Genomic DNA, 25522 nt, shown 5'->3' with positions numbered 1-25522 from the left:
ATGCCGGATCAACCTTCCAAGTCTGTTACGATTGAAACGCTCCAGGCGGAAAATGAGCGTTTGAAAAAACGTATTGAGGAACTGGAAAAAACCGAAGAACGCTATGCGTTGGCCATGGAAGGACCGAACGAGGGCTTGTGGGACTGGAACCCGGTTACCAAACAGCTTTATATTTCACCCCGTCTGATGGAAACTCTGGGCCATCGCAATAAAGGCCATATGACCACAACCCACGAATGGCTGGAATGGGTACATCCAGATGACAAGGCCGGTTACGAAAACAAAGTGACCGAACATCTAAAGGGCCTGAGCGATTATTTTGAATGGGAATATCGCGTACGTGCCACAGACGGCGTCTATCACTGGGTCTTTGCGCGCGGTAAAGCTTTGCGTGACCCATATGGGACGGCGTACCGCATGGTCGGATCCGTTGGCGACATCACGGATCGAAAACTGGCCGAAGAAAAACTGCAACGCGCCCATGATGAGCTGGAACAACGTGTTGATGAACGCACCAAAGCCTTGGTTGCGCTCAACAAACAACTGAGTGCGGAAGTTCAGGAACGCCGCATCATCGAAAAAGAATTAAAAATCGCCAAGGATGCCGCAGAACAGGCCAACATCAGTAAGGATAAATATCTCGCAGCGGCCAGTCATGACTTGTTACAGCCCCTGAATGCCGCCCGTCTTCTGGTTTCCACCCTGCAAGAACGTGATCTGGGCTTAAAGGAAAAGAACATTGTGGAACGCATCCACAGTGCATTGAATAACGCAGAAGAACTGTTAAGCGATCTGCTGGATATTTCCAAGCTGGATGCCAATGCGGTTGTTAAAAACATCACGGAATCGCCTGCCAATCGGTTCTTGACCCCGTTGGGCGATGAATTCCAGTCGGTTGCCAATCAGGCAGGCGTCACCTTCAAGGTTCTGCCCTGCAGTCTGGGCGTGAGAACAGACAGTCGCTTGCTCAGTCGTATCCTACGCAATTTCTTAAGCAACGCTATTCGTTATTCCAGTGGGGGGCGCGTCCTTTTGGGATGCCGTCGGATCAAAGGCAATATGCTACGCTTTCAGGTTTGGGATACCGGGCCGGGCATTCCCGCTGACAAACTCGAAGAAATATTTCTGGAATTCCATCAGCTAAAGGACAGCCACCCGACCCCAACGGACAAAGGCGTCGGTCTCGGTCTTGCGATTGTGGAACGGATTGCCCGCATGTTGGAACATCCCATCAACGTACATTCCATTGAAGGCAAAGGGTCGGTCTTTAGTGTAGATGTACCGGCTTGCGAAATCAGCCCGCAAATGGCTGCGCCACGCCTCATTGCTGAAAACACAAACCCGATGAACTCACTTGCCGGGCATAGTTTTCTGATTGTGGATAATGAAGGCAGCATCACCCATTCCATGGCAGACCTACTGATGGAATGGGGCTGTACACCTGTTTGCGCCTTAAGCAAACGTGCTGCCTTAACCCAGTTAAAGTTCAGCAAAGTAATGATCAGCGGCATTTTAGCCGATTACCACCTGGATGACGGCGAAACAGGCCTGGACGTTATCGAAGAAATTTTTGCCCTTTATGGATCAGACATCCCAGCCGCCGTCATCACCGCAGATCGCACGCAGGAATTGAACAAGGAATGCCAGCGCCTTGGTCTGCCCATGCTGAACAAACCGATTAAACCCGGGAAATTGCGTGCGCTTTTAAATCACATGATCCAAGTCGGCTAAGACGATCTTCTGGCGAGGGATGACTGCCATACCAGAAAGCAAACAGACGATCATCCTTGAGCGGACTATGATCCTTGCCCCAGATTTTCTTTAAGGCAGCGATAAACATTTCAGCACCCACAAGGTCACGGGCTGTCTCATCTGCCTGAAATTCAAATCTGCGCATCATAGAACTGACCAACGGCAAGCTGAGGTTTTGGGTGATATATAACATCAGAACAAAGGTGACCAGGTTTAAAGGTTCAATCTGATCAATGCTGATAAGTCCCACCCCATAAAACAGGCACAACAGGCCCACCAGCTTCACATGATGATGGTGAACGATATGGCCAACTTCATGGGCGAGAACGGCGCGAAACTCATCCTCACTTAAAAGTTCTTTCAACTGTTTTGTATAGACAATAAAAGGGCGCAGCAAACCACCATAGGCACGTGCATTGGCATGCCCGGCTTTTACATCCTCAAAAACTCGCACATCAAAAACAGCTTCAGTTTCAGATAAGCCACGCGCCTTGATGCGGGGGATCAGGATCGTTTTTGCCCAGATGATCAGCCCGATTAAAACCACAGCCAGCCAGACAAAAGACAAAGGCAAAGAATGGGTCAGCAGCCCAACGCTTGGTGCCCCAAAGAAAAGTGCCAGAAGGCCGCCTGTTGCGGCACCTTCCAGCACCATCATTTTCTTGATCCGCTTCAGCCTAGGACTATTTTGCAAACGGCTGAATTGGCGCAACAACGCCCAGATTTTCAAACCCGAAATAGCAAGGGCCAATATGACCAGCCCTTCCATCATTTCAGGGTCGCAAGTCCTTTATTGATCTTGGGACTGACCGCCCCTTTGGCCCGCATCACCAGTGGCATACGTGGACCACCCTGAATTTTGGCATTTTCAACAGCAGACTGAACCACATTGAAATGTTCCGCCTTGCTGCAGGCCGGGTCGGCATTTCTCGCGTCCCCCGTCAAAAGGTAAGCCTGACAACGACAGCCGCCGAAATCCTTTTTCTTTTCCTCACAGCCACTACACGGCTCTTTCATCCAATCATCACCGCGAAACTCGTTAAAGGCCTGAGAATCTTCCCAAATCCATTTAACTGACTTTTCCCGCACATTGGGGAACTCAATCCCCGGAATGACCTGGGCTTCATGACACGGTAACACCTGACCGTTTGGTGTGATGCTCAAATGCACACTGCCCCACCCGCCCATACAGGCTTTCGGGCGACCATCGTAATAATCCGGGATCACGAAGAAGATTTGCACTTTATTGCCCAAACGTTCGCGCGCCGCTTCCACCTTGGCTTCGGCTTCCTGCAGCTGTTCCAGGCTCGGCAGCAACTCATTGCGGTTCAACAAAGCCCAGTTATAATATTGGATATTGGCGAGTTCCAGAAACTCGATCCCGTTTTCTTCACACAGATCAATAAGGTCTTCCACCGCATCGATGTTGAGGCGGGAAATTGGCACATTCAAAACCATGGGGAAACCATGCTTTTTGATCATGCGGATACAGTCCATCTTTTTATCAAAAGAGGTTGCCCCGACGATCAAGTCATTTGTTTCTTTATCAGAATGCTGAAAACTCAGCTGAATTTGCTTCAGGCCTGCTTCTTTCAACGCGATCAAACGTTCTTCCGTCAGTCCCATGCCGGACGTAATCAGGTTGGTGTAATAACCCATCTTGTCGGCTTCATCGACGAGAATTTCCAGGTCCTTGCGCACCATGGGTTCGCCACCGGAAAAGCCCAGTTGCAGGCTGCCCAACTCGCGCGCTTCGCGCAGTGCCTTGAGCCAATCTTCGGTGGACAGTTCATCGGTATAATCGTCAAAATCCATGGGGTTTGTGCACCATGGGCATTTCAGCGGGCACTTGTATGTCAGTTCGGCAACCAGCCACAAAGGCTTGCCGCAGTCAGAGAGTTGTTCAAACTCTGATCCATCCTTTTTCAAGGGCCACCTCCATGAATGCATAGACATCGTCGGACAATTCGTCTGATGCCTCAAATTTCTCTTTCAGGTCGGTAATGATCTGTTCGACATTGCGTTTGCCATCGATCATTTCCATGATAAAGCCCGCCGGACCGTTCAGCTTAATCAGCCCTTCGGGATACATTAACATATGGGCCTTCTGGCTTTCTTCCCAACGAAAAACATAGACAGGATTGATGGTCGGTGTTGAATCCAGATTTATCGGCGAGTTCTCGATCATTTTTATTGTTCCTTCAAATAAAAAAGGGAGGATTTCCCCCATCCTCCCTTTCTTAAGTCATTCTTGCTTGAAATAGCTTAGCGAACGTTTATGTAAGCTGTTACTTCAAAGCCAAGACGCAAGTCGCAAAATGCAGGTGTTTCCCACTTCATGTCAGTCTCCTTGTAAAAATCTATGCAGATCACTCTGCCTGTTTCATCCAAAAGTTTCTATTCGCCTTTAGTCCTATTCAGCAGCCTGGGCCGCCAAATCAGCCGGATCAAAGCATCCCGGCGGGATCATCCCCGGCGAGACATAGGCCAGATAAAGGGCGTCCAGTTGTGCCCAAAGAACACCCGTTTTCATGTAAAGCGCATCAATCACTGCCTGCTGTTCAGGCATCGTTGTTGCATTTTCTTTAACGTACCGAAGGGCAAAATCCACATCGCGTGGGGCTTGTGTCAAACGTTCACGGAAATAACCAACCATACTGTCATCCACAAAGTCGTAGTTTTCCAGCATACCCGCGATCCGTTCCTTATGGATTTTCGGGGCGAACAATTCGGTCAGGCAAGACGCAATCCCGATCAGAAGCGGGGCCTGTTTACAGAAATTGATATAGTTGTTCACAGCGTGCGTGCTGGCCGGATGGACCCCTTCCATGGATTTCACATATTCACGATCCAGACCAAGCGATACACACAGTTTCAGCCAGCGTTCAATCCCGCCTTCATCTTCGCCCAGACCATCATGATCAAAGATACGCTGGCGCCAAAGATTGCGCAGTTCCTTGTCATCACAATTGGACAGGATCGCGTAATCCTTGATCGGAATGCCCTGCTGATAAACATAACGGTTCAGCGCCCAGGCTTGCACTTGCCCCAAATTCATTTCTCCGCCATGCAGCATTTTATGGAACGGGTGCAGATTGTGATAGCGCTCAGCGCCAATGCTGCGCAGGGTTTCTTCCAGTTCGTCGGGTGTGAGAACTTTATCTAACTTGATCATAAAAGGACCTCCATCGTGTCATAGCCGATTTCCCAATCGGCATGATTTGCAATCGCTCTTTCTGGCGAATTGTTCATAAGTACGGGATTGGTGTTGTTGATATGGATAAAGATTTTGCGCTTTACCCCTAAGTCACGAAACGCTTCGATACTGCCATCCGGGCCATCCATACACATATGGCCCATGCGCTGTCCGGTCTTGACGCCACAGCCTGTCTTGATCATCTCTTCATCAATCCAGGTGGTGCCGTCAAAGAACACAAGCTCTGATCCGCGCACGCGACCTGCCAGTTCTTCGGGCATGGCTGAACAGCCGGGCAAATAATAAAAATGTTTGCCGCTTTCTTTAGATGTAATCTTGATCCCGACCGTATCCTCCGGCACGGACCCAAAATTATCGCCAGCACTTTCATCTTCCAGATAAAGCGCGATCTTGCCGGGGACAGGGAACAGTTCGACCTCAATCCCGCTAGGGGTACCGTCTTTATATTGCAGCTCTGTCACTTGGTGGACAGGCAGGTCACGACGATCCACATATTCAGGGTTCAGGATGTTAAACAGGCTGTTGCCCCCCAACACACCCATCACCCGCTTTGTCGCATAAATCGCCAAAGGATGGCTTTCGCGCAAGGTCAGCAATCCGCCGATGTGATCCACATCTGCGTTGGTCAGCATCACGCCGACGATGGGGCTGTGGCGTTTGCCTTTTTTGGGAAATAAACACGGATTGGCCTGAATTTGCTGGCGGATATCAGGGGATGCATTTAACAAAAACCAGTTTTCGTCATCCACCGTCACAGCCAGCGAAGACTGCGTGCGCGCATTGACGTTGTCGCCCCCTGCCCAGATGGCGCGACAGTTGTCACAATGACAGTTCCACTGCGGAAAACCACCACCTGCGGCAGAACCCAATATTTTTACTTTCAGCATATAGCTCTCATCCCAATTTTGTGTTTTTTCCAGCTTAGGCAAAAGAGGCACACAGGAAAATTGGACTTAGGTCTATAAGATTGGGGCTATTCTAAAGTCAGCTATTTCAGTTCAATAAGCATATCGACTGCACGTTCATCACCCAATTCATGTGCTTTTTCAATCCAGTAACGTGCTTTCGCCAAGTCAACCGGGCGGCCTTGTCCCTGCATATACATGCTGGCGATATTGATCATGGATGTGGTGTGGCCGTTTTCCGCCAAGGGCAGCCAAAGATCATAGGCCTCATCATACTGCCCCATTTTATAGACCGCATAGGCCTTGAGCGATGTGATCATGTCATGTTGATTTTTGTCACGTTTGCCAAAATCATCTGCCCAAGAAGGAGATGAAGTCATCAGAACAAACAGGATCAACAGAAGCTTTTTCATCTTCCCAAGATAGCTCACCTGCCCTGCACACGCCAGCTAGACAATGGTCGAAAGAAAAACCCGCTGCACTTTCATGCAACGGGTTTTCCAAGGTCTGTGAGGGACAAGAATTACTCAGCAGCCTTATGACGATCAAAATATTCTTTCGTCAGCTTGAAGACCACGGGGCTGAGAACAGCAATCGCAATCAGGTTCGGCAGGGCCATCATCGCGTTCAGCGTATCAGACACCAGCCAGACGAAATCCAGGCTCAGGGTTGCACCAACAGGCACAGCAATAATCCAGACAACACGGTATGGCAGGATAGATTTCACACCGAAGAGATATTCCACGCACCGCTCACCATACAAAGACCAGCCAAGGATGGTAGTAAAGGCAAAGATCGCAAGCGAGATCGCAACGATATAGTTACCCGCACCTGGCAGGGCTTGTGCAAAAGCAGCCGAGGTCAGCGCAGCACCGGAATCACCGGATGTCCACAGACCGGAGGTTACAATCACGAGACCTGTTACGGTACAAACGATGATCGTATCCAGGAATGTGCCCAGCATGGCGATCAGGCCCTGACGTACGGGGTCTTTTGTTTGTGCCGCCGCGTGTGCGATCGGGGCAGACCCCAGACCAGCTTCGTTTGAGAAAACACCACGCGCCACACCAAAGCGGATCGCTGCCCAGACAGCCGCACCAGCAAAGCCACCTTCAGCCGCATGACCAGTGAAAGCACTTTCAAAGATCAGGGCGAAAGCCGCACCGATTTGGTCAGCGTTGATAAACAAAACAACCAGACCAGCAATCACATACGCAACCGCCATAAACGGAACCAACGCACCAGCGACAGAACCGATACGCTTGATGCCACCGATCAGAACGGCACCAACCAGCACCATCAGCACCAGACCTGTGATCATGGGCGGTACGGAAAAGTTCGTTTCAATAACAGCAGCAATTGAGTTTGACTGCACGCCATTACCGATCCCGAAACCAGCAACTGCACCAAAGACAGCAAAGGCAGACCCAAGCCAGGCCCATTTCGCCCCCATACCGTTTTTGATGTAATACATCGGGCCACCAACATGGTTGCCTTCTTCGTCAACTTCGCGGAAATTCACCGCCAGAACAGCTTCGGAAAATTTGGTTGCCATCCCGACAAGGGCGGTAATCCACATCCAGAACAAGGCACCGGGACCACCCAGGAAGACGGCTGTTGCCACCCCTGCGATGTTACCTGTACCAACGGTTGCGGCCAATGCGGTCATCAAGGCTTGATACGGCGGGACTTCCCCTTCGCTTTCTTCGCCTTTGCGCGCATGGACGCCGCCTGCCAACAGTTTAAAGCCTGTCCCCAACTTTAAAATGGGCATTAATTTTAGGCCGATACTCATGAACAAACCGACACCGAGGATGAGGACAAGCATAGGCCATCCCCAAACGATACCGTTAATTTCACCAATGATGGAACTTAAAGCTTCCATTATTAAAAATCCTCTCTGTATAGAAAATGTGAGTGTTTTTTATTGCTTTTATTGGGGCGGAAAATTGCCCTTACATCGCATGCAGACGGCCTATGGCCTGCGCGCGTTTCTTGCGTAATTCTTCAAAACCCGTGTCCGCGTGATGGGACGATCTTGTTAAAGGCGTTGAAGAAACCATGTCGAAGCCCTTGCGCATGGCAATGCGCGCAAACTCTTCAAATTCTTCTGGGGTTACGAACCGGTCAATCGGTGCATGTTTTGGTGTGGGCTGCAGATATTGGCCGATGGTGATAAAATCCACCTTTGCCACCCGCATATCATCCATCACCTGCAACATTTCGTGTTTTTCTTCACCCAATCCCACCATCAGGCCGGATTTGGTAAAAATTTCAGCGTCCAGTTCCTTGACCCGGTCCACAAGGCGAAGCGACTGGTAATAACGTGCGCCCGGGCGAATTTCCCCATAGAGACGCGGCACGGTTTCCAGATTGTGGTTAAATACATCCGGCTTGGCTTCCACCACGATTTCCAGCGCGCCCTTGGGCTTATCGCGAAAATCAGGCGTCAGCACTTCGATTGTTGTAGCAGGTGACATATTCCGGATCGCAAGAATAGTTTCTGCAAAGTGGGTTGCCCCACCGTCATGCAGGTCATCGCGATCAACAGAAGTAATCACCACATGGTTCAGGCCCATTTCCGCGACAGCTTCGGCTGTTTTTTGCGGCTCTGTCGGGTCAAGAGCAAAGGGTTTTCCGGTCGCCACGTTGCAAAAAGCACAGGCGCGCGTACAGATTTCCCCCATGATCATAAATGTTGCATGTTTTCTGTCCCAACATTCCCCCAAGTTTGGACAGGCGGCTTCTTCGCATACCGTAGTCAGGTTCTTCTTTCGCATCAGTTTGCGGGTATCTTTCACCCCTTTCGACCATGCCGGCTTTACCCGCAGCCATTCAGGCTTGCGACCACTTGGACGGTCTGGATTTTTTTGCTTTTCCGGATGTCTTTGGGCAGCTGATAAAGTCGTCATAATGATACGCCTTTCACTCAAATTTTGGCAAAAAGGATCCTCTCCCCGTTTTTTTGGGGACTGAACCACCACAAAAAACAGGCTCTCAATTCTCTGTAATCCGGTTCGTAAAAAGCGGAGAGAGGACAAAGTAGGTCTTGTAGGAAAAGCAAAGATCTTATTGGGTTACGGCACTTTGCTTTCCGGACTTGCCAGCCTGAACACTAATGGGGAGAGACGGTTCAGACTGACAATTCGCTTGACCGGGCCAGCTTATTCAGCCGCGTCGGCATAATCTTCCAGCGGTGGGCAGGAACATACGAGGTTTCTGTCACCATAGGAGTTATCGACACGGTTGACCGGTGCCCAGTATTTATCAACACGGAACGCCCCTGGTGGGTAACAGGCCTGTTCGCGGCTGTAGGGACGATCCCATTCACCAACCAGGTCTTCCACCGTGTGTGGTGCATTTTTCAGCGGGTTGTTGTCCGCATCAATCTTGCCGTCTTCAATGTCTTTGGCTTCCTGATAAATCGCCAGCATCGCATCACAGAAACGATCAAGTTCGAACTTGGTTTCACTTTCTGTTGGCTCAATCATCAGGGTACCTGCAACAGGCCAGCTCATGGTCGGGGCATGGAAGCCGCAATCAATCAAACGCTTGGCCACATCATCAACCGTTACACCAGCTGTATCTTTTAGCGGACGGGTATCAATGATGCATTCGTGTGCCACACGGCCATTTTTCGACGTGTAAAGAACTTCATAGGCCCCTTCCAGACGTTTGGCGATGTAGTTGGCGTTCAGGATCGCAACACGGGTTGCCTGTGTCAGGCCATCACCGCCCATTGCCAGGCAATATGCCCAGGAAATCGGCAGGATCGAAGGTGATCCAAATGGTGCTGCAGAGACAGGACCAACAGCCGCGTCCAGTTCAGGGTGACCCGGCAGATGAGCTTGCAGATGCGCGCGAACACCGATTGGACCCATGCCCGGTCCGCCACCACCATGTGGAATGCAGAAGGTCTTGTGCAGGTTGAGGTGAGAAACATCCCCACCGATCTTGCCCGGCTGTGCCAGACCGACCATGGCGTTCATGTTCGCACCATCGATATAGACCTGACCACCATGGTCATGTGTAATCTCGCATACTTCACGCACGGTTTCTTCGAACACACCGTGGGTGGACGGGTATGTGATCATACATGCTGCCAGGTTTTCTGAATGCTTTTCAGCCTTGGCGCGGAAATCTTCAACGTCAATGTCACCATTTTCCGCAGATTTCACCACAACAACCTTGTAACCCACCATCTGTGCAGTCGCAGGGTTTGTCCCGTGTGCAGAGGTTGGGATCAGACAAACGTTACGATGGTTGTCACCACGGGAATTGTGGTAGTTACGGATCGTTGTCAGGCCTGCAAATTCACCCTGCGCACCGGAGTTTGGCTGCATGGAAATCGCATCATAGCCAGTGATCTGGCACAGTTTATCCGACAGGTCTTCGATCATTTCGTAATAGCCATCAACCTGATCGCGCGGCGCAAACGGGTGGATGTCACCAAATTCAGCCCAGGTAACCGGGATCATTTCCACAGTCGCGTTCAGTTTCATGGTACAGGACCCAAGAGGGATCATGGCACGATCAAGCGCGAGGTCACGGTCCGCCAGTTTACGGATGTAACGGGTGATTTCCTGTTCCGCACGGTTTTTGTGGAAGATCGGGTGTGTCAGATATTCAGATGTACGGGCCACATCTTCTGGCAGACGGTAATCCATCTCCTGATGTTCGTCATCTTTCATATCAACCGCACCGAAAGCAGCCCAAACAGCTTCGATCACTTCCGGACGTGTTTGTTCATCCAGTGAAATACCGACGCGATCTGTGCCGACTTTGCGTAGGTTGATGCCGTTTGCAACAGCGGCATTCAGGATCACGCCCTGCATGGCACCCACTTCCACCGTGATGGTGTCAAAGAAGACAGAGGGTTCAACATTGAAGCCCAGCTTTTCCAGACCAGCAGCCAGACGCACTGTGTGCTGGTGAATGATCTGTGCAATCGCTTTAATACCATCAGGGCCATGGAAGACCGCATACATAGACGCCATAACCGCCAGCAGAGCTTGTGCTGTACAAACATTCGATGTGGCTTTTTCACGACGAATGTGTTGTTCACGTGTCTGCAAGGACAGACGATAGGCTTTATTGCCACGGCTATCGATGGAAACACCGATGATACGGCCCGGCATGGAACGCTTATACGCGTCACGTGTCGCCATATAGGCAGCGTGTGGACCACCAAAGCCCATGGGCACGCCAAATCGCTGTGTGGAACCAACCGCAATATCCGCGCCCATTTCACCCGGTGCTTTCAACAAAGCAAGCGCCATTGGATCAGCAACCATCACAGCCAGTGCTTTTGCTTCATGCAGGCTGTCAATGATGGCGGTAAAGTCACGCACATGACCGTAAGTGCCAGGATACTGGAAGATCGCACCGAACACATCAGCTGGAACCAGATCTGTATCCGGGTTACCGACGATGATCTCAATGCCGATAGGTTCGGCACGTGTTTTCATCACCTCAATATTTTGCGCATGGCAGTTTTCATCAACGAAGAATGCCTTGGCTTTGGATTTGCTGGAACGCTGCGCCATGGTCATGGCTTCAGCCGCCGCAGTCGATTCATCCAGCAAGGATGCGTTCGCGATGTCCAGTGCCGTCAGGTCACAAACCATGGTCTGGAAGTTCAGCAAGGCTTCAAGACGGCCCTGGCTGATTTCTGGCTGGTATGGGGTGTAAGCTGTGTACCAGGCTGGATTTTCCAGAATGTTACGCAGGATCACAGGCGGGGTCATGGTGCCGTAATAGCCCTGACCGATCAGAGACGTCAGCACCTGGTTTTTATCTGCAACCTGACGCAGGTGATAAAGCGTATCACGTTCAGAAAGGGCCGGGCCCCATTCCAGCGGTTCAGACTGACGAATGTCGGCTGGAATGGTTTCATCAATCAGACTGTCCAGACTGTCCGTGCCAACCACTTTCAACATCTCGTCCATCTCTGAAGGAGACGGGCCGATATGACGACGGTTCGCAAAATCGTAAGGTTGGTAAGAGGTTGGCTTAAAGGTCATCGCGAGGGGATCCTTTCGATTAGGCGATTAAGTCTTGATAGGCAGCAGCATCCATCAAGTCATCGAGTTGAGACACATCTGAAATCTTGATTTTGTAAAGCCAGGCAGAACCTTCAGGGCTTTCATTAACCAGTGACGGATTATCGGCCAATTCTTCATTGGCTTCAACAACTTCCCCATCAACCGGGGCATAAATTTCACTTGCGGCTTTTACGCTTTCAATTACGCCGATATCATCAGCGCGTTCAAAGTCGTCACCTTCGTCTTTCAGTTCGATAAAAACGATATCGCCCAACAACTTGGCGGCATGTTCTGTAATGCCGACAGTTGCGATGTCGCCTTCAACTGTGATCCATTCGTGATCTTCAGAAAAATATTTAGTCATGGTGAGTTCCTCGAATTAACGTTTGTAGTTTTGTTGAACAAATGGGGCTTTTACGATTTCTGCAGGCAACAACTTGCCACGAACAGAAAGCTGGACTTCGGTACCCGGCGTAGCAAAGTCAGATGCGACATAGCCAAGGGCAACAGGTCCTTCAAATGTGGGGCCGAAACCACCGCTGGTGATATGGCCGATGGTGACTTCATCCTTGGACACAACTTCCACGCCCTGACGGGCTGGCGCGCGGCCCAGTGGCTTGATGCCAACCAGCTTGCGCGTCACGCCTTCGGCGATTTCATTCAGGATACGATCTGCACCGGGGAAGCCGCCTTCTTCGCGGCGACGTTTCTGGATCGCCCAGATCAGTTGTGCTTCAATCGGGGAGGTGGAACCATCAATGTCGTTACCATAAAGGCAGAGACCAGCTTCCAGACGCAGGCTGTCACGTGCACCCAGACCAGCAGGTTCCAGGTTTTCATCTTCTAACAATGTGCGTGTAATGCGTTCAGCTTCATCAGCCGGAATAGAGATTTCATAACCATCTTCGCCTGTGTAACCAAGGCGGGAGATACGACATTTCGCCCCCAGCAGGTCAGCTTCGATGGTTTCCATGAATTTCAGTTCAGCTGCCGCAGGGGCGTGTTTGGCAACAACACCTTCTGCCGCCGGGCCCTGAACCGCGATCAAAGCATGGTCTGTGATTTCGATAACTTCACAGCCTTCCAGATTGTCACGCATATGCGGGATATCCTGATCACGCATGGAGGCATTGACCACAACAAACAGATAATCACCCGCGTTGGATACGATCAGATCGTCCATGATGCCACCTTCTTCATTAGTGAAGAAGGTATAACGCGCTTTACCTTCAGGCAGGCCATCGATGTTGCTTGGCACCAGTTTTTCAAATTCAGTGCCACGGTTTTCACCACGCACAATGACTTGTGCCATGTGGGATACGTCAAACAGGGCCGCTTTGGTGCGACAATGGGTATGTTCACCCATGATGCCCATGGGATAGTTGATCGGCATGGACCATCCGGCGAATTCAACCATTTTGCCACCGAGTTCGACATGCAGGTCGTATAGGGGCGTTTTTAAAGTTTCAGTAGCAGACATTGGGGGTATTCCTTTTATCAAAATTCTTTTTAAGCGTGGATCGCGCGATCCAGCGCATCCATACAAGCTTCACGAACAGCTTCACCAAGGGCCGGGTGGGCATGACAGGTGCGGATCACATCGCGCACACTTGCCCCCGTGGTCATGGCAAGGACCAGTTCAGCAATCAGATCACCCGCATGGGGGCCAACGATATGGGCACCAAGGATTTTGCCACAGCTTTGCGAAACCAAAACCTTGACCAGACCATCCACATCACCAATGGCGCGTGCGCGGGAATTTGCACGGAACTGGAAAACACCTTTATCAAAAGGAATGTTCTTTTCGACCAGTTGTTCCTCGGTCTGACCAACACCTGCAACTTCAGGGGCGGTATAGACAACACCGGGAACCGTGCCGTAATCCACATGACCGTTTTGACAAGCCAGCATTTCAACGCATGCCACGCCATCTTCTTCGGCCTTATGGGCCAGCATGGGACCGGGGACGCAATCGCCAATGGCGTAAATGCCTTTGACCGTCGTCTGAAAATGATCATCAACCCGGATAAACCCGTGTTCATTCAATTCCACACCCAGATCACCCAGGTTCAGACCTTTGGTTACCGGACGGCGACCAACGGCAACCAGTACCACATCCGCATCCAGTTCTTCGATCTTGTCCTTACCCAGACGTTCCATAGAAACGGTCAGACCATCGTCTTTTTCGATGATTTCCAGAACCTTGCGGCCCAATGTGAATTTAAGGCCACGTTTGGACAGGGCACGCTGCGCAGTCTTTGCAATCTCGGCATCCATACCCGGCAGGATACGATCCAGATATTCAACGACTTTGACTTCTGCGCCCAATCTGGACCAGACCTGACCAAGTTCCAGACCGATCACGCCCGCGCCGATCACGACCATCTTTTCAGGCACTTCGGTTAGAGACAGGGCACCCGTGGAGCTGATGATTTTCTTTTCATCAATCTCAATGCCGGGCAGAGAGACAGGTTCAGAACCTGTTGCGATGATGATGTTTTGTGTTTCCAGACGAACATTTCCATCTTCTGTTTTCACATCAACAACACCGGCTTCGACAATGCTGCCCCAGCCCTGGATGTAATCGACTTTGTTTTTCTTAAACAGGAATTCAATACCCTGTGTCAGATCAACAACCGTCTTGTCCTTGCGTGCCATCATAGCAGACACATCGATGGAGACTTCACCCGTTTCAATTCCATGTTCCGCCATATGTTTTTTGGCATCGGCATATTTTTCGGAAGACGTCAAAAGGGCTTTGGAGGGGATACAGCCTACATTCAGGCAGGTCCCGCCAAGGCTGCCGCGTCCTTCGACGCAGGCGACCTTTTTGCCCAGCTGGGCGGCGCGGATGGCAGCCACATAGCCACCGGGTCCACCGCCAATTATTACAATATCATACGTGCTCATGACCCAATTCCTTAATAGAGTGGGAAGCGACGGCACAGTGCGACAACTTGTTCACGCACAGCAGCTTCAATCTCGACATTGTCATCGCCATGTTCGGCAATCCCGTCGATCACGTCACAGATCAGGTGACCGATCTTGCGGAACTCTTCTGTGCCAAAGCCACGGGTCGTACCCGCAGGTGTACCCAGACGAATACCGGAAGAAACAGCTGGTGGCTGCGGGTCAAACGGGATGCCGTTTTTGTTACAGGTGATACCTGCACGTTCCAGTGCTGCATCAACAACTTTACCAGTCACATCTTTCGGGCGCAGATCTACCAGCATCAGGTGGGTATCAGTACCACCAGATACAATATCAACACCGCGTTCAATCATCACGCCTGCCAGCGTTTTAGCGTTATCGACAACTTGCTGGGCGTAAGCTTTAAAGCTTGGCTGCAAGGCTTCACCAAAGGCAACGGCTTTCGCTGCGATCACATGCATCAATGGGCCACCTTGTAAGCCAGGGAAGACGGCAGAATTAAATTTCTTACCCAGCGTTTGATCGTTGGTCAGGATCATGCCGCCGCGTGGACCTCGCAGGGTCTTATGCGTTGTTGTTGTGACCACATGGGCGTGTGGCAGCGGAGATGGGTGAACACCACCTGCAACCAGACCTGCGATATGGGCCATATCAACCATCAGGTACGCACCAACTTTATCAGCAATTTCGCGGAAGCGGGCAAAATCGATGAAACGGGGATAGGCAGAACCGCCTGCGATAATCAGCTTTGGCTGACATTCAACAGCTTGGGCTTCCAACTCGTCATAATCGATCTGGGAGGTTTCTTTATCCACACCATATTGAACGGCGTTGAACCATTTACCGGACAAAGTCGGGCGCGCACCGTGCGTCAGGTGACCACCTGCATCCAGTGACATCCCCAAAATGGTATCGCCTGGTTGCAGCAGGGCCAGCAGCACCGCACCGTTTGCTTGCGCCCCAGAGTGCGGCTGAACGTTTACGAAGTTACAGTCGAACAGTTCTTTTGCGCGATCAATCGCCAGTGTTTCAGCCACATCCATAAATTCACAACCGCCGTAGTAACGACGACCGGAATAACCTTCGGCATATTTGTTGGTCAGAACTGAGCCTTGGGCCTGCAGAACAGCTTTGGAAACGATATTTTCAGAAGCAATCAGCTCGATCCCGTCAGCCTGACGGTTCAACTCGTTCTTGATGCCGGACATCAAGGCTGGATCGCTGTCTGCCAGGTCCTGATGGAAGAAGTTTTGTGTTTTCGCGTTCATTTTAGATAATCCCTGTTCTAATCTCTTAACATTCGACCACATTGACGGCGAGGCCGCCCTGTGAGGTCTCTTTGTATTTGCTTTGCATATCCATGCCCGTCTGGCGCATGGTCTCAATGACTTTATCGAGCGACACCTTGTGAGACCCATCCCCACGAAGGGCGAGACGGGAGGCGTTGATCGCCTTGGTCGCACCCATGGTGTTGCGTTCGATACATGGCACCTGCACCAATCCGCCTATGGGATCGCATGTCAGGCCCAGGTTATGTTCCATGCCGATTTCAGCGGCATTTTCAATCTGTTGGTTCGTTCCACCCATCACGGCGCACAAGGCACCTGCGGCCATGGAACAAGCCACACCCACTTCGCCCTGACAGCCGACTTCGGCCGCAGAAATGGAAGCGCGCTTCTTATAAATGGAACCAATGGCAGCAGCAGTCAGGAGAAAGTCGATACTGCCTTTATCTGTCGCGTTCGGGCAAAAACGCTCGTAATAAGCCAGTACCGCGGGAATGACACCCGCTGCGCCATTGGTTGGTGCTGTGACGACACGACCGCCAGCAGCATTTTCTTCGTTTACAGCCAAAGCAAACAGGTTGACCCAATCCAATACAGTCAGAGGGTCTTTCATGCCTGCTTCCGGTCTGGAAACCAATTCCTGATGAAGTTTGTAAGCCCGGCGTTCCACATCCAGACCACCTGGCAGGATGCCTTCGGTTTTGCATCCGCGATCAATGCAAGACAGCATGCAATCGCGCACCAGCTCCAGAAATTCCATCACATCCGCTTCGCCGTGCATGGCTACTTCGTTGGCCAGCATAATCTCGGCAATGGTCAGGCCTGTCTTGTCACCATGGGCCAGCAGTTCTTCACCGGACCCGAAAGGATAGGGAATATCACAAGCTTCAACGTCAGAAGGATCGGCTTCCAGTTCTGCCTTATCGACAACAAACCCGCCACCGACGGAGAAAAACAGGTGGCTGTAGACAAGCGTGCCAGCCGCATCAAATGCTTTGATTTCCATCGCATTCGGGTGTTCAGGCTTGAAGACGTTGTAGTGAAAGTTCAGCTGCGTTTCTTCAACAAAAGCCGTTTCCTTTTCACCCGCCAGCAACAAAACGTTACCTTCACGGATATTGGAAATGATGGTCGGAACCGCATCGGGGTTAACCGTGCGGGGACGCTGACCAGACAGGCCGAGCAAAACCGCAATGTCGGTTGCGTGACCTTTGCCTGTCAAAGCGAGAGAGCCAAACAGGTCAACCGTGACACGTTCAACATCAGCCAGCTTTTCTGATTTGATCAGTTCCTGACAGAAACGGTATCCGGCACGCATGGGGCCGACAGTGTGAGAACTGGACGGGCCAATCCCGATGGAGAATAAATCCATGGAACTGAGATGTGCGTGATCTGTGCCAATGGTGACATCCGCATCATCTGTAAAATTTTGAAGTTGGTCTGTAGAATCCAACAAAGGGCACCTCCTAATCAAACCGATAACGGTTTGGTTAAACGATGCCCCCTCTGTCTTCGGTGCCTGAGATAGTGTTCGACTTGGCGTAGCAAGTTCCGAACTTGACCTTCGGCGGATCAAGTCTAAGTGCTTGATCTCTCTCCAGAGTCTCATCTTCCTGCAGTACATGTGCCTGAGAGTTTCCGGGGCGGTTGCTCCTTCGGCGACAGCTTCTAGTACTGTCTCTCCCACAGGAATTTCATGAGAAGTTCTTATAAAATTGTCCAACAAGGAATGTGTTTCCTTATTGCCCTTTTACCGTAATGAAATCACATGCTCGCTGTCAAACGCTTTTTTGACACAACAACACACAATGCAACGCAATAAATAAAAAAACTCTTATAAAACATAAATAAAAACAGCAAAATAAAATTCTTTTTTTGCACTGCAGTGTTGTCAAAATCAATTAAGCAATCTCATTTTCGAGAAATTTTATTAGTCGCAAATCAACCAACTTCATCCTAAAATTCTCTCCTTGTATATTCCACCAAAGAAAAGAAACTGATGCTTTACTCTTGTCATTCAGTCTTGTATGTTCTGCCCGATTTTGATTAAGCACCCGTGGCACAGCTGGATAGCGCGTCGCCCTCCGAAGCTAACCCGTCTCAAAGTTGCTAATCGGCGTTAAGTGTTTTAATGCTGTGTCCCTTGGGTTTCTGCCATTCCTTAAAAATATGTTTTGATGCCGATTAAGGACTCTTTGTGCCGCTTTTGAATTTATGGGCACAAAAATAGGCACTTTTTTGAGGACGATTTCGGCCATTTTTCATACCCGCCTCAAGCAATAAGGCCATGAAAATAGTGAGGACATGTCCCCTCACTTCAATAAAATCCAATTTTAATAGGCAGCCGGAAATGGAACAGCGCGGCCTTGAGATTTAGCCTCGTCGGCAATGGCTTTCAGCAAACGCTTCTTTGATTTTGTGCGATTGATCCCTGAATTTTGGGCAGCAGAAAGTTGCTCGGATTTTAAACCAAGTTCCTTTTTCTTCTTCTCAACATACTCTGCTTTGTCTGTTAGAGAGCGCATGCTTACCTTACTCTTCCAGCAATAAATCAATCAAAGAACTATCTAAAAGTTCTTCCTTAAGTCTCTTTTCAAGATACTGTGAATCTACATTTTCTGCAAGTTGATACAAAATCTTTGCTTGCTCCAGCATTTCCGGCTGTCGTGTATCAGCTTCGTACTGTCCCATCCGATCAGCAATCAAATCTTCAATTGGCGGGAAGGCGACAATGGCTTCTTCTTCACGATCCACAGCAACAACTTCGATGCGCTTTGTATCTGTTCTTCCATCAAAAAGTGGGCCAGATACCAGTTCAATACCTGTCAGGTATTTCTTGTGATAAAAGCCGTGTGTTAAATGCCCAAACCGATCTTCAGATAAAAGCCCTGCTTTTCCATTTCCTTGGCAAAGGCATCCATATGTTCAAAAATGATATCAAAGTCACCAGAAACGATCTCACCTGCTGAGTAATATTCAACAGCTGCACCACCAACGATAACAGGTCGTGGGTAGCCTTGAGCTTCGAGTGATTTAAAGACTCTGCCAAGCAGTATTAACGTTTCGATATATTCCTGACGATACGCTATCCTGTCCTCACAGCAAGCGATTCATTTTTACAACAGATGCAACTTTTTGATTCGTTTGTTTTTATACACTGAAACAGTGAAAAAATGTGCTTCGCACTCAATATTTTCGATGTTTTTAAAGCGAAAAAACATTTTTTTACGACTTTTTTCTTATGGTTTATCTGATTAATCGTTGTTTTACAATGGGTTAATCGACGCCCTTTCTTTGTGGGTAAAATGCCCATCTAGGAAGGGCGTCGAAAAAATAAATATGTGAATAATAGGAGAGGCGCGTTACGAGCCTCATGGTAAATCGTAGCTCGCGTTGTTCAATCAATTCAAAGGAAACAACGTGATGAATTTAAAACAAACAACGCTTTCCCTCAAGCAATTTAATAGCTTGGATATCCATCCAGCTGCCAAATCAGCCCACGCTCAATGGGATGATTTAAGACTTCAAACGTCACTCTCAAATCTGCCAAGCCAGCTTCAGCAGCTGTTGATCGAAAATACGCCGATCTCAGCGATTAAAGAGGAGGGTGAAATTCTGGCTTTTGCGGGCTTTTACAACTTAAACATTTTGGATGAATTATCTGTTTTAGATGGACAGGCCTTCAAATACCAGAAAGTGATTTTTTATCCAGCAGATATTGATGAAAGTGTTCTCGAGCGCATTGCCTACACAGAAGTTCTCAGGATTCTTCAATTCCAACTTAACTCTGGCAATGGCTATGCATCACTTTTCCATGCATTAGCGGGTTGCAATTTCTTCAAGGCTCTTAATGAAACAAAGAAAATCACGCAAGTTTCTTTCTCGGCAATGGTGAACATTACGCGCCGAATATTGCGTTATCAGCTGAACGAATTTGGAAAAGGAGGCAAAAAATGAGCAACCTTCTTTCTTTCCAAGAAATTCTTCCGAACACCCCACCGAAACGTATCGAAAATATGATTGCCGGTAGAATTGAGAATCTCTTTAAAGCAATTAAGCGTCCTGGCAATCTCGAAGAATGGCAAATCAAACAGCTTGAGGAAATCGAACAAACGATCTCATCACATGATTTGCCATATGAAGATGATGGGAATGACTGGTGTGCTCTGCTACGTGACAAACATAAGATTTACTCACAAGACTACCCTTATGCCCATTTGCTCGCTTGGCAACCAACATGTGGAGCAACAGACCTTCAAAAGATCAACCTCCTGAAGGCGTATTTATTCTTGGCAGCAGTATGTTGGCCCAAACGAGATGAGTCCCCTACAACAGTTCCAACAGTTTTTGGTAACCTGCGTAATATATTAAAGGATGAAAAACGCCATATTTTGGAGGTGTTGCCAACCAACGGATCTATCACCAAGGTGATTTCCAGCTTGGAGCATGCAACAACAAACTGGAAGAAAGAACACGAAGGGCGTACCACTGCCCTTAGCTTTCTAAATTTATTGGACAAATTTCATCTCGAAGAAGATGCGATTTTGCGATCTCCCTTTTTGTATGATGAAGCGCCTGTTGAAACAAAGGTCGAGACGGAAGAAGTCGAAACCGATGAAGACGACTATCGCGCACAACTTCTCTCGGATGTGCCGGTTCTTCCTGCAAATAGTGTGAAACAAGAAAATTTCCGTGACGGGAAGGTGCCGTCGAGAAATATTCGTGTTCAGTCGAAGAGGCGGAAGAAACAATATTGGGGGGCTAAGCATACCTACCTTGAAGGGGCAATCTCAAATGGCATTGTGAAAAACGAAATTGGCGCTCCCTGTGCGTCAAATTCCATGACAAATGATGAAGCGGAAGTCTTGTTCAGGAAAATTTGTCTGGCTATGAGAGGCACCCCCATTGTTGGATTACTTGGCTTGAGCCTTCTAACAGGCCGAAATGCGAAGGAGATACATCGCTCTATTGTATGCGGAAATTCCAAAGAAGTGGATCGCTGGTTTATTGATGGAGGCCAACTCGTTCTTAAGCACCGCATAGCTGTTTCTTCTCACAAACTATCTGAAGAAGCGAAGAGTTTTGTGCTGCCTGGTGGTGGCTTTGTTTTCGTCCGTTTGCCGAAACTTTTTCAAGAAACATATAAGGTATGTCGCCAGCATTCTGGAAATGATGAAAGCTGGCTAGATGACATTCGTTCTTTTCTGTCTGAAATCGGTAGAGAAATGAATGCCAATCTTACACTGGTTAAAATAGCCGCTTATCCGTTCAATAAAATACGCTGGGATGGGGCAAGTGAAACCGTTGCTGCAGCCATTTGTGGCAAGTCACCCACAAATTTTCCCCAGCTTTACTATTTGCATTTTAACTCTGAGGTTTTGGAAACAAGTTTTATGCCATTCGTAAAGGAACTTGTGTCGTTCTCAAATGATTTAGGCTTAGGGCTTCAGTTCAAAATCGAGAGCAAAGAAGCTGGAAGTAAAATTTATCCAAGCTTGAAACAAGTTCGCAAGTTTGTTCAAAGACTAAAAGGTCGCCTAAAAGCAGCAAAAACAAGGATTGAATACCACAATGCCTTTGTCCTTTATCTGACAATTTCATTGTTATTTTCCAATGGCCATCGTCCTGTAAAAGGGCCCTGTGATCTTTTGGATGATAATGATTTTTTACGTGGCTTTCACTGGATCGCAGATAAGGAAAACCGTTCCATTTTGTCGGCTCGTATTGTTCCCATGCCGAAAGTCATTCGGGCATTGTTTCATGACTACCTGGAGCATTTGGCCAACTTAAAAACTTCACAGAAATTTTCCGACGACAAAAGAATTGCTGAATACTGTCAAAGAGCAATTGATGGTCAAGTCCCCTTATTGTTTTTCATTGATGATAGAGGCCGCCCTCAGACTGTTTCGCCGAAATGGTTGACTTCAAAAGTCAAAGATATTTGGCCGCTTCCCTTAAATGCAGGGCGTCATATTTTGGTTTCATTTCTTCACAGGAAAGGCGTTAAAGGTGAAATTATTGATGCGGTTGTGGGGCATTCAGGCTTTCGTCAGGAGCCCTTTGGGCCATGGAGTGGCTGTTCCATTAAACACCTTCAGGGGGCTTCCGTACCCACCGAAAAATATATCGAATGGCTTGGTATCAGCACCGTTGAAAAGTGGGAGGGCTGAAGATGTCGATTATTACGAGTACTATTGAAACGCGAAAACAAGAAAAACTGCTGAGAACCCAGAAAATCAGGCGGCAGGTGGATGCCTTTATCTCTGAAGATTTACCTGGTCTTACTGAGCAGCCCCCTTTTGTAGAAGATTATGAAGAAAACAGTGACAAGATTGTTGAGAAAGTTCTCACCTGTGATTTCAAGGTCAATGAGATTGCAGACGGCTTAGAATATTTTGCCGAGTTCATTGAAAAGGGAAATGCCGCTGGCGAATGGTATCTTCCTCTCCCGGAACGTTTATTGCGCATAAGAGGAGAAGAGCAATTACGCACCAGAGAGTGGTTCCACAACTCAATTAAGCTTTATAAAATGGACCAACTTGTACTTGAGGGGTTGAATAAGCCAAACCTTATTAAACATATGGCTACAGAGACACTTCTTGGGGCTGTTTTCTATTTTGCAGCTACCCGTGGCGGTTTATGTCAAGCGCATTTGATGTTCGCTCTTGGACAGACGCTTTCCTCGAAAAAAGTTATTAATTTTCAAGAGGGCGAACCACATTGGGTTGAATTGCAGTTTTCATTAAAGAGGCGTCCAACCAATGCTGTAGATGAAAACGGTAAACGCTACACTTCAATGCCTTGGTATTTACCACCAGTCTGCAAAGGTCTTCTATCTCAATATCTAAATCGTGACGTGTCCATTCCTGTTTCAAACGAAAAGAAGGCGTGGTCTTTAATTCAAGAATTCGTGAAAGACGTTTCCGGCCAAAAATGTACGCTACAGTCATTCACTAAATTTCTGCTCGTGTGCCCATCATTGACCGAGAACTTACACGGCGTTCACCTGTCACAGGCCCTTATTCAGTGTGTGGCGGGAAAAACGCAAAACGTATCGCTTCCCAAGAAATACCGTTTTGACATCCCTGAAACAGTATTTGAACCACCGAAAAAGAAAGCTAAAACCCGTCTCCCTGAACAACGAATGCATTCTTCTAATGAAGACATCGAAGAACTCGGAAAACAGCTGTATGCATCTCTGACAAGAAGTGAAAGAGGGTACGAAAAAGTTACTCATTCACAAGCGATTAACCGCTTAAAGAAGCTTCAAACGGATCAAACAACGATCTGCCAACATGTCATTCAATGGCATTTGCATATGCTCGAAGTGGAGATTTTGGCAGTTAGCACAGTCAAAAAATACCATCAAATTGTGTTTGATCAGTTTGCTAATTTTATGTCCGAGGAAAGCCCGTTTGATCTATCGTCGGAAGATTTCGCTTTTCACTATCACCATATGCTGGATCAGTGTGATTACGAAAACCAGCGGCTATCATTAGCAGCTCGACTGCAAAAATATCATGATTTTGCTCATCAGGAACTAGATTACCAACCGTTACTAGAGTGTATTTCCCGAGGAAGTGGAGAAGCCCGACATGTACGATCCGGTTATGTCTCGCATTCACTTTATATGGAATTGAGAAAGACGCTACGAACCCTTGAAGGAAAATTTGAACCCTACCGGGCATTCCTAGAAGTTATGGTGATTTTAGCCTATCGCACAGGAATGCGACTGTCCGAATTACTGCACCTTCAACTTTCAGATTTCAGTGACCCAAAAAATATTGGTAATTGGGTCATTCATCTATCTAATAATAAGTACAACAACTTAAAAAGTGCGAATGCGCGCCGGATTATTCCTTTACGGGTGTTGCTGAATGAGGACGAGGTAACAGCCGTTCATAACTTTTTGCCGTCTCCTGCGTTAAGGCTAAAAAATCCTAATCACCTGCTGTTTCATCGCTCAAATGCACCAACGATGCCAGTAAATGGTTTGGATGTGAGCATGTTTGTTTCAACGCTCATGCGTCAGCTTGACGAGAAAAATGATCTTGTGTTTCATCATTTCCGTCACACGGCTTTTTCGAACCTTCATTTCGTCATAGAAAACGAATTTCATCTGTTTGAACGACATGCTGGGATTTCGGTATTACAAGGTCTGGAGATATATAAAGCTATAGTGGGGCATCAGACAAATTACATAAACGCTTATCGAATGTTTGCAGTTTTTGCTGGTCACAGCTCACCGGAAACTACTTTTTTCAGCTATTTCCATTTTTCCGATCGAATTATCGCAGAAAAACTTAATCGTCAAAATGAAACACTGCCGCTTCATGTGATTAAAAATTTAACTGGGTTATCAGTTGCAGAAATTAGACGGGCAAATTCAGGTGAAAATATTTCAAATGGTGTAGCCTTTATATCTGTCCAGAACAGTTTGGACGAACGTTTGACAAAATATTGTAACCTTATAGGTTCTTCTCCTGTGCAGGCCGAAGAACCGATATCACTCCCCCAAAAGCCTTGGAATGCACTGGAAAACCTCGAAACCATTCAGCATGTATTGGACATTTTCGACAAAACACGCGACCTTTCAGAAACGGTTGATTTTTTTTCGTTACCTGAAGAACATATCAAAGGCTTGGTTGATACAGCTAAAGACATTGCAAATACGAAAACCTACAAGAAATCAAATCGTGTAATTAGTCCTCAGCGTGCTGGGAAAATTGCACCGGCGGTTCCTAAATCATGTGAAGATATGGCGTTGTTTGATCTTTTAGTTTCTATTATCAAACAGCAAGCGGGACCTGAAGAGATACGAAAAAAGTGTGGTTTTCTTTTGTCACGGATGAACACATCAGAATCAGAAATTCGTGTACATAATATTGAAATTGCTCATCGGATCGTTTCGCATTTTTCGGATGGACGTTCAAAACTTAAATGGTTTGTTGAGATTTCAGTGCCTTATGGACAAGAAGAAGAGTTGCGATTGCTTTGGAAGCAGAAATTGCCAAAGGCTACTATTAAACTATCATCGGACCCGCTCAGCAGCGATAGTCCATATTCTGAAGGCATAGCCAAGTTAACATTGCAGTCGCCCAGATTTGAAAGGCTTCGTAAAGAACAGGCGAATAAAGGCGTAAGGAAGAAATATACGAAGCTCGCAAATCCAGTTCTACGCTACGTGGCTCACCTTCTTTTGATCGCCAGCACATACGACATTCAAGAAACTGGAAAATAAGGAGAAAATGGCGGTCCCGATACGATTCGAACGTACGACCTTTTGCTTCGGAGGCAAACACTCTATCCAACTGAGCTACGGGACCGCAAGTTCTCCCTGAGAATGAGCGCAACATACTTTACCTTTTAAATCTCGTAAAGTGATGA

At 48.2% G+C, this 25522-nt stretch carries 21 protein-coding genes, 1 tRNA gene and 1 riboswitch; of the genes, 4 read left to right on the top strand and 18 right to left on the bottom strand.

Features of this window, described 5'->3' with window-relative positions:
* Nucleotides 1-1731: a hybrid sensor histidine kinase/response regulator gene (locus RYZ26_RS06965; protein ID WP_317682457.1), complete on the top strand. Its 1731-nt coding sequence runs from the start codon at nt 1-3 to the stop codon at nt 1729-1731.
* On the opposite strand, the gene RYZ26_RS06960 is transcribed toward RYZ26_RS06965, so the two are convergent.
* The 17 genes from RYZ26_RS06960 to RYZ26_RS06885 form a co-directional block, all read right to left on the bottom strand.
* Entirely contained in the window at nt 1679-2524 is an 846-nt protein-coding gene (locus RYZ26_RS06960) for a M48 family metalloprotease (protein WP_317682456.1), read from the bottom strand. The two genes, RYZ26_RS06965 and RYZ26_RS06960, sit on opposite strands and share 53 nt — an antisense overlap.
* The gene (gene pqqE / locus RYZ26_RS06955; protein WP_317682455.1) at nt 2521-3681 is read right to left on the bottom strand and encodes a pyrroloquinoline quinone biosynthesis protein PqqE; all 1161 of its coding nucleotides are present in this window, start codon (nt 3679-3681) and stop codon (nt 2521-2523) included. Before pqqE ends, RYZ26_RS06960 begins: the two co-directional genes overlap by 4 nt.
* Nucleotides 3656-3940, bottom strand: a complete 285-nt coding sequence (gene pqqD / locus RYZ26_RS06950) for a pyrroloquinoline quinone biosynthesis peptide chaperone PqqD (protein WP_317682454.1) — start codon at nt 3938-3940, stop codon at nt 3656-3658. Before pqqD ends, pqqE begins: the two co-directional genes overlap by 26 nt.
* 77 nt (nt 3941-4017) lie before the next feature.
* Nucleotides 4018-4092, bottom strand: coding sequence for a pyrroloquinoline quinone precursor peptide PqqA (gene pqqA / locus RYZ26_RS19935; RefSeq protein WP_411576857.1), 75 nt, complete (start codon nt 4090-4092; stop codon nt 4018-4020).
* Between the two features lie 73 nt (nt 4093-4165).
* Nucleotides 4166-4927: a pyrroloquinoline-quinone synthase PqqC gene (pqqC, locus tag RYZ26_RS06945; RefSeq protein ID WP_317682453.1), complete on the bottom strand. Its 762-nt coding sequence runs from the start codon at nt 4925-4927 to the stop codon at nt 4166-4168.
* Nucleotides 4924-5856 (bottom strand): pyrroloquinoline quinone biosynthesis protein PqqB, encoded by a 933-nt coding sequence (gene pqqB, locus RYZ26_RS06940; protein WP_317682452.1) that lies wholly within the window; start codon nt 5854-5856, stop codon nt 4924-4926. The genes pqqC and pqqB overlap by 4 nt, the downstream gene beginning before the upstream one ends.
* Before the next feature lie 101 nt (nt 5857-5957).
* On the bottom strand, nt 5958-6287 hold the full coding sequence (locus tag RYZ26_RS06935; RefSeq protein ID WP_317682451.1) for a tetratricopeptide repeat protein: 330 nt from the start codon (nt 6285-6287) through the stop codon (nt 5958-5960).
* A gap of 110 nt (nt 6288-6397) precedes the next feature.
* On the bottom strand, nt 6398-7759 hold the full coding sequence (locus RYZ26_RS06930; RefSeq protein ID WP_317682450.1) for an alanine/glycine:cation symporter family protein: 1362 nt from the start codon (nt 7757-7759) through the stop codon (nt 6398-6400).
* 70 nt (nt 7760-7829) lie between these two features.
* Nucleotides 7830-8786, bottom strand: a complete 957-nt coding sequence (gene lipA / locus RYZ26_RS06925) for a lipoyl synthase (RefSeq protein ID WP_317682449.1) — start codon at nt 8784-8786, stop codon at nt 7830-7832.
* A 252-nt stretch (nt 8787-9038) separates the two neighbouring features.
* Nucleotides 9039-11897 (bottom strand): aminomethyl-transferring glycine dehydrogenase, encoded by a 2859-nt coding sequence (gene gcvP, locus RYZ26_RS06920; RefSeq protein WP_317682448.1) that lies wholly within the window; start codon nt 11895-11897, stop codon nt 9039-9041.
* Between the two features lie 19 nt (nt 11898-11916).
* Nucleotides 11917-12282, bottom strand: coding sequence for a glycine cleavage system protein GcvH (gcvH, locus tag RYZ26_RS06915; RefSeq protein ID WP_317682447.1), 366 nt, complete (start codon nt 12280-12282; stop codon nt 11917-11919).
* A gap of 15 nt (nt 12283-12297) precedes the next feature.
* Nucleotides 12298-13398: a glycine cleavage system aminomethyltransferase GcvT gene (gcvT, locus tag RYZ26_RS06910; protein WP_317682446.1), complete on the bottom strand. Its 1101-nt coding sequence runs from the start codon at nt 13396-13398 to the stop codon at nt 12298-12300.
* Between the two features lie 29 nt (nt 13399-13427).
* On the bottom strand, nt 13428-14828 hold the full coding sequence (gene lpdA, locus RYZ26_RS06905) for a dihydrolipoyl dehydrogenase (protein ID WP_317682445.1): 1401 nt from the start codon (nt 14826-14828) through the stop codon (nt 13428-13430).
* A gap of 11 nt (nt 14829-14839) precedes the next feature.
* Complete coding sequence (glyA, locus tag RYZ26_RS06900) at nt 14840-16117, bottom strand: serine hydroxymethyltransferase (protein ID WP_317682444.1); 1278 nt, start codon at nt 16115-16117, stop codon at nt 14840-14842.
* Nucleotides 16118-16142: 25 nt separating this feature from the next.
* Complete coding sequence (locus tag RYZ26_RS06895; RefSeq protein WP_465245933.1) at nt 16143-17591, bottom strand: L-serine ammonia-lyase; 1449 nt, start codon at nt 17589-17591, stop codon at nt 16143-16145.
* 150 nt (nt 17592-17741) lie between these two features.
* A riboswitch (glycine riboswitch) is annotated at nt 17742-17831 on the bottom strand.
* Nucleotides 17832-18468: 637 nt separating this feature from the next.
* Nucleotides 18469-18660: a hypothetical protein gene (locus RYZ26_RS06890; RefSeq protein WP_317682443.1), complete on the bottom strand. Its 192-nt coding sequence runs from the start codon at nt 18658-18660 to the stop codon at nt 18469-18471.
* A gap of 7 nt (nt 18661-18667) precedes the next feature.
* On the bottom strand, nt 18668-18889 hold the full coding sequence (locus RYZ26_RS06885) for a hypothetical protein (RefSeq protein WP_317682442.1): 222 nt from the start codon (nt 18887-18889) through the stop codon (nt 18668-18670).
* A 669-nt stretch (nt 18890-19558) separates the two neighbouring features.
* Between RYZ26_RS06885 and RYZ26_RS06880 the strand changes: the two genes are divergently transcribed.
* The 3 genes from RYZ26_RS06880 to RYZ26_RS06870 are packed head-to-tail and all read left to right on the top strand — an operon-like array spanning nt 19559 to nt 25376.
* Nucleotides 19559-20092 (top strand): hypothetical protein, encoded by a 534-nt coding sequence (locus RYZ26_RS06880; protein WP_317682441.1) that lies wholly within the window; start codon nt 19559-19561, stop codon nt 20090-20092.
* Nucleotides 20089-22305 carry a site-specific integrase gene (locus RYZ26_RS06875; protein WP_317682440.1) on the top strand — a complete coding sequence of 739 codons (2217 nt, stop codon included), beginning with the start codon at nt 20089-20091 and terminating at the stop codon, nt 22303-22305. Before RYZ26_RS06880 ends, RYZ26_RS06875 begins: the two co-directional genes overlap by 4 nt.
* Before the next feature lie 2 nt (nt 22306-22307).
* Nucleotides 22308-25376 carry a tyrosine-type recombinase/integrase gene (locus tag RYZ26_RS06870; protein ID WP_317682439.1) on the top strand — a complete coding sequence of 1023 codons (3069 nt, stop codon included), beginning with the start codon at nt 22308-22310 and terminating at the stop codon, nt 25374-25376.
* Nucleotides 25377-25384: 8 nt separating this feature from the next.
* Here RYZ26_RS06870 and RYZ26_RS06865 read toward each other — a convergent pair.
* Nucleotides 25385-25461, bottom strand: a tRNA-Arg gene (locus RYZ26_RS06865).
* Between the last annotated feature and the right edge of the window lie 61 nt (nt 25462-25522).

This window comes from Terasakiella sediminum (assembly GCF_033100395.1).
Classification (GTDB): domain Bacteria; phylum Pseudomonadota; class Alphaproteobacteria; order Rhodospirillales; family Terasakiellaceae; genus Terasakiella.
The sequence above is the reverse complement of the archived record's forward strand: the minus strand, read 5'-3'. Positions and strand labels throughout refer to the sequence as shown.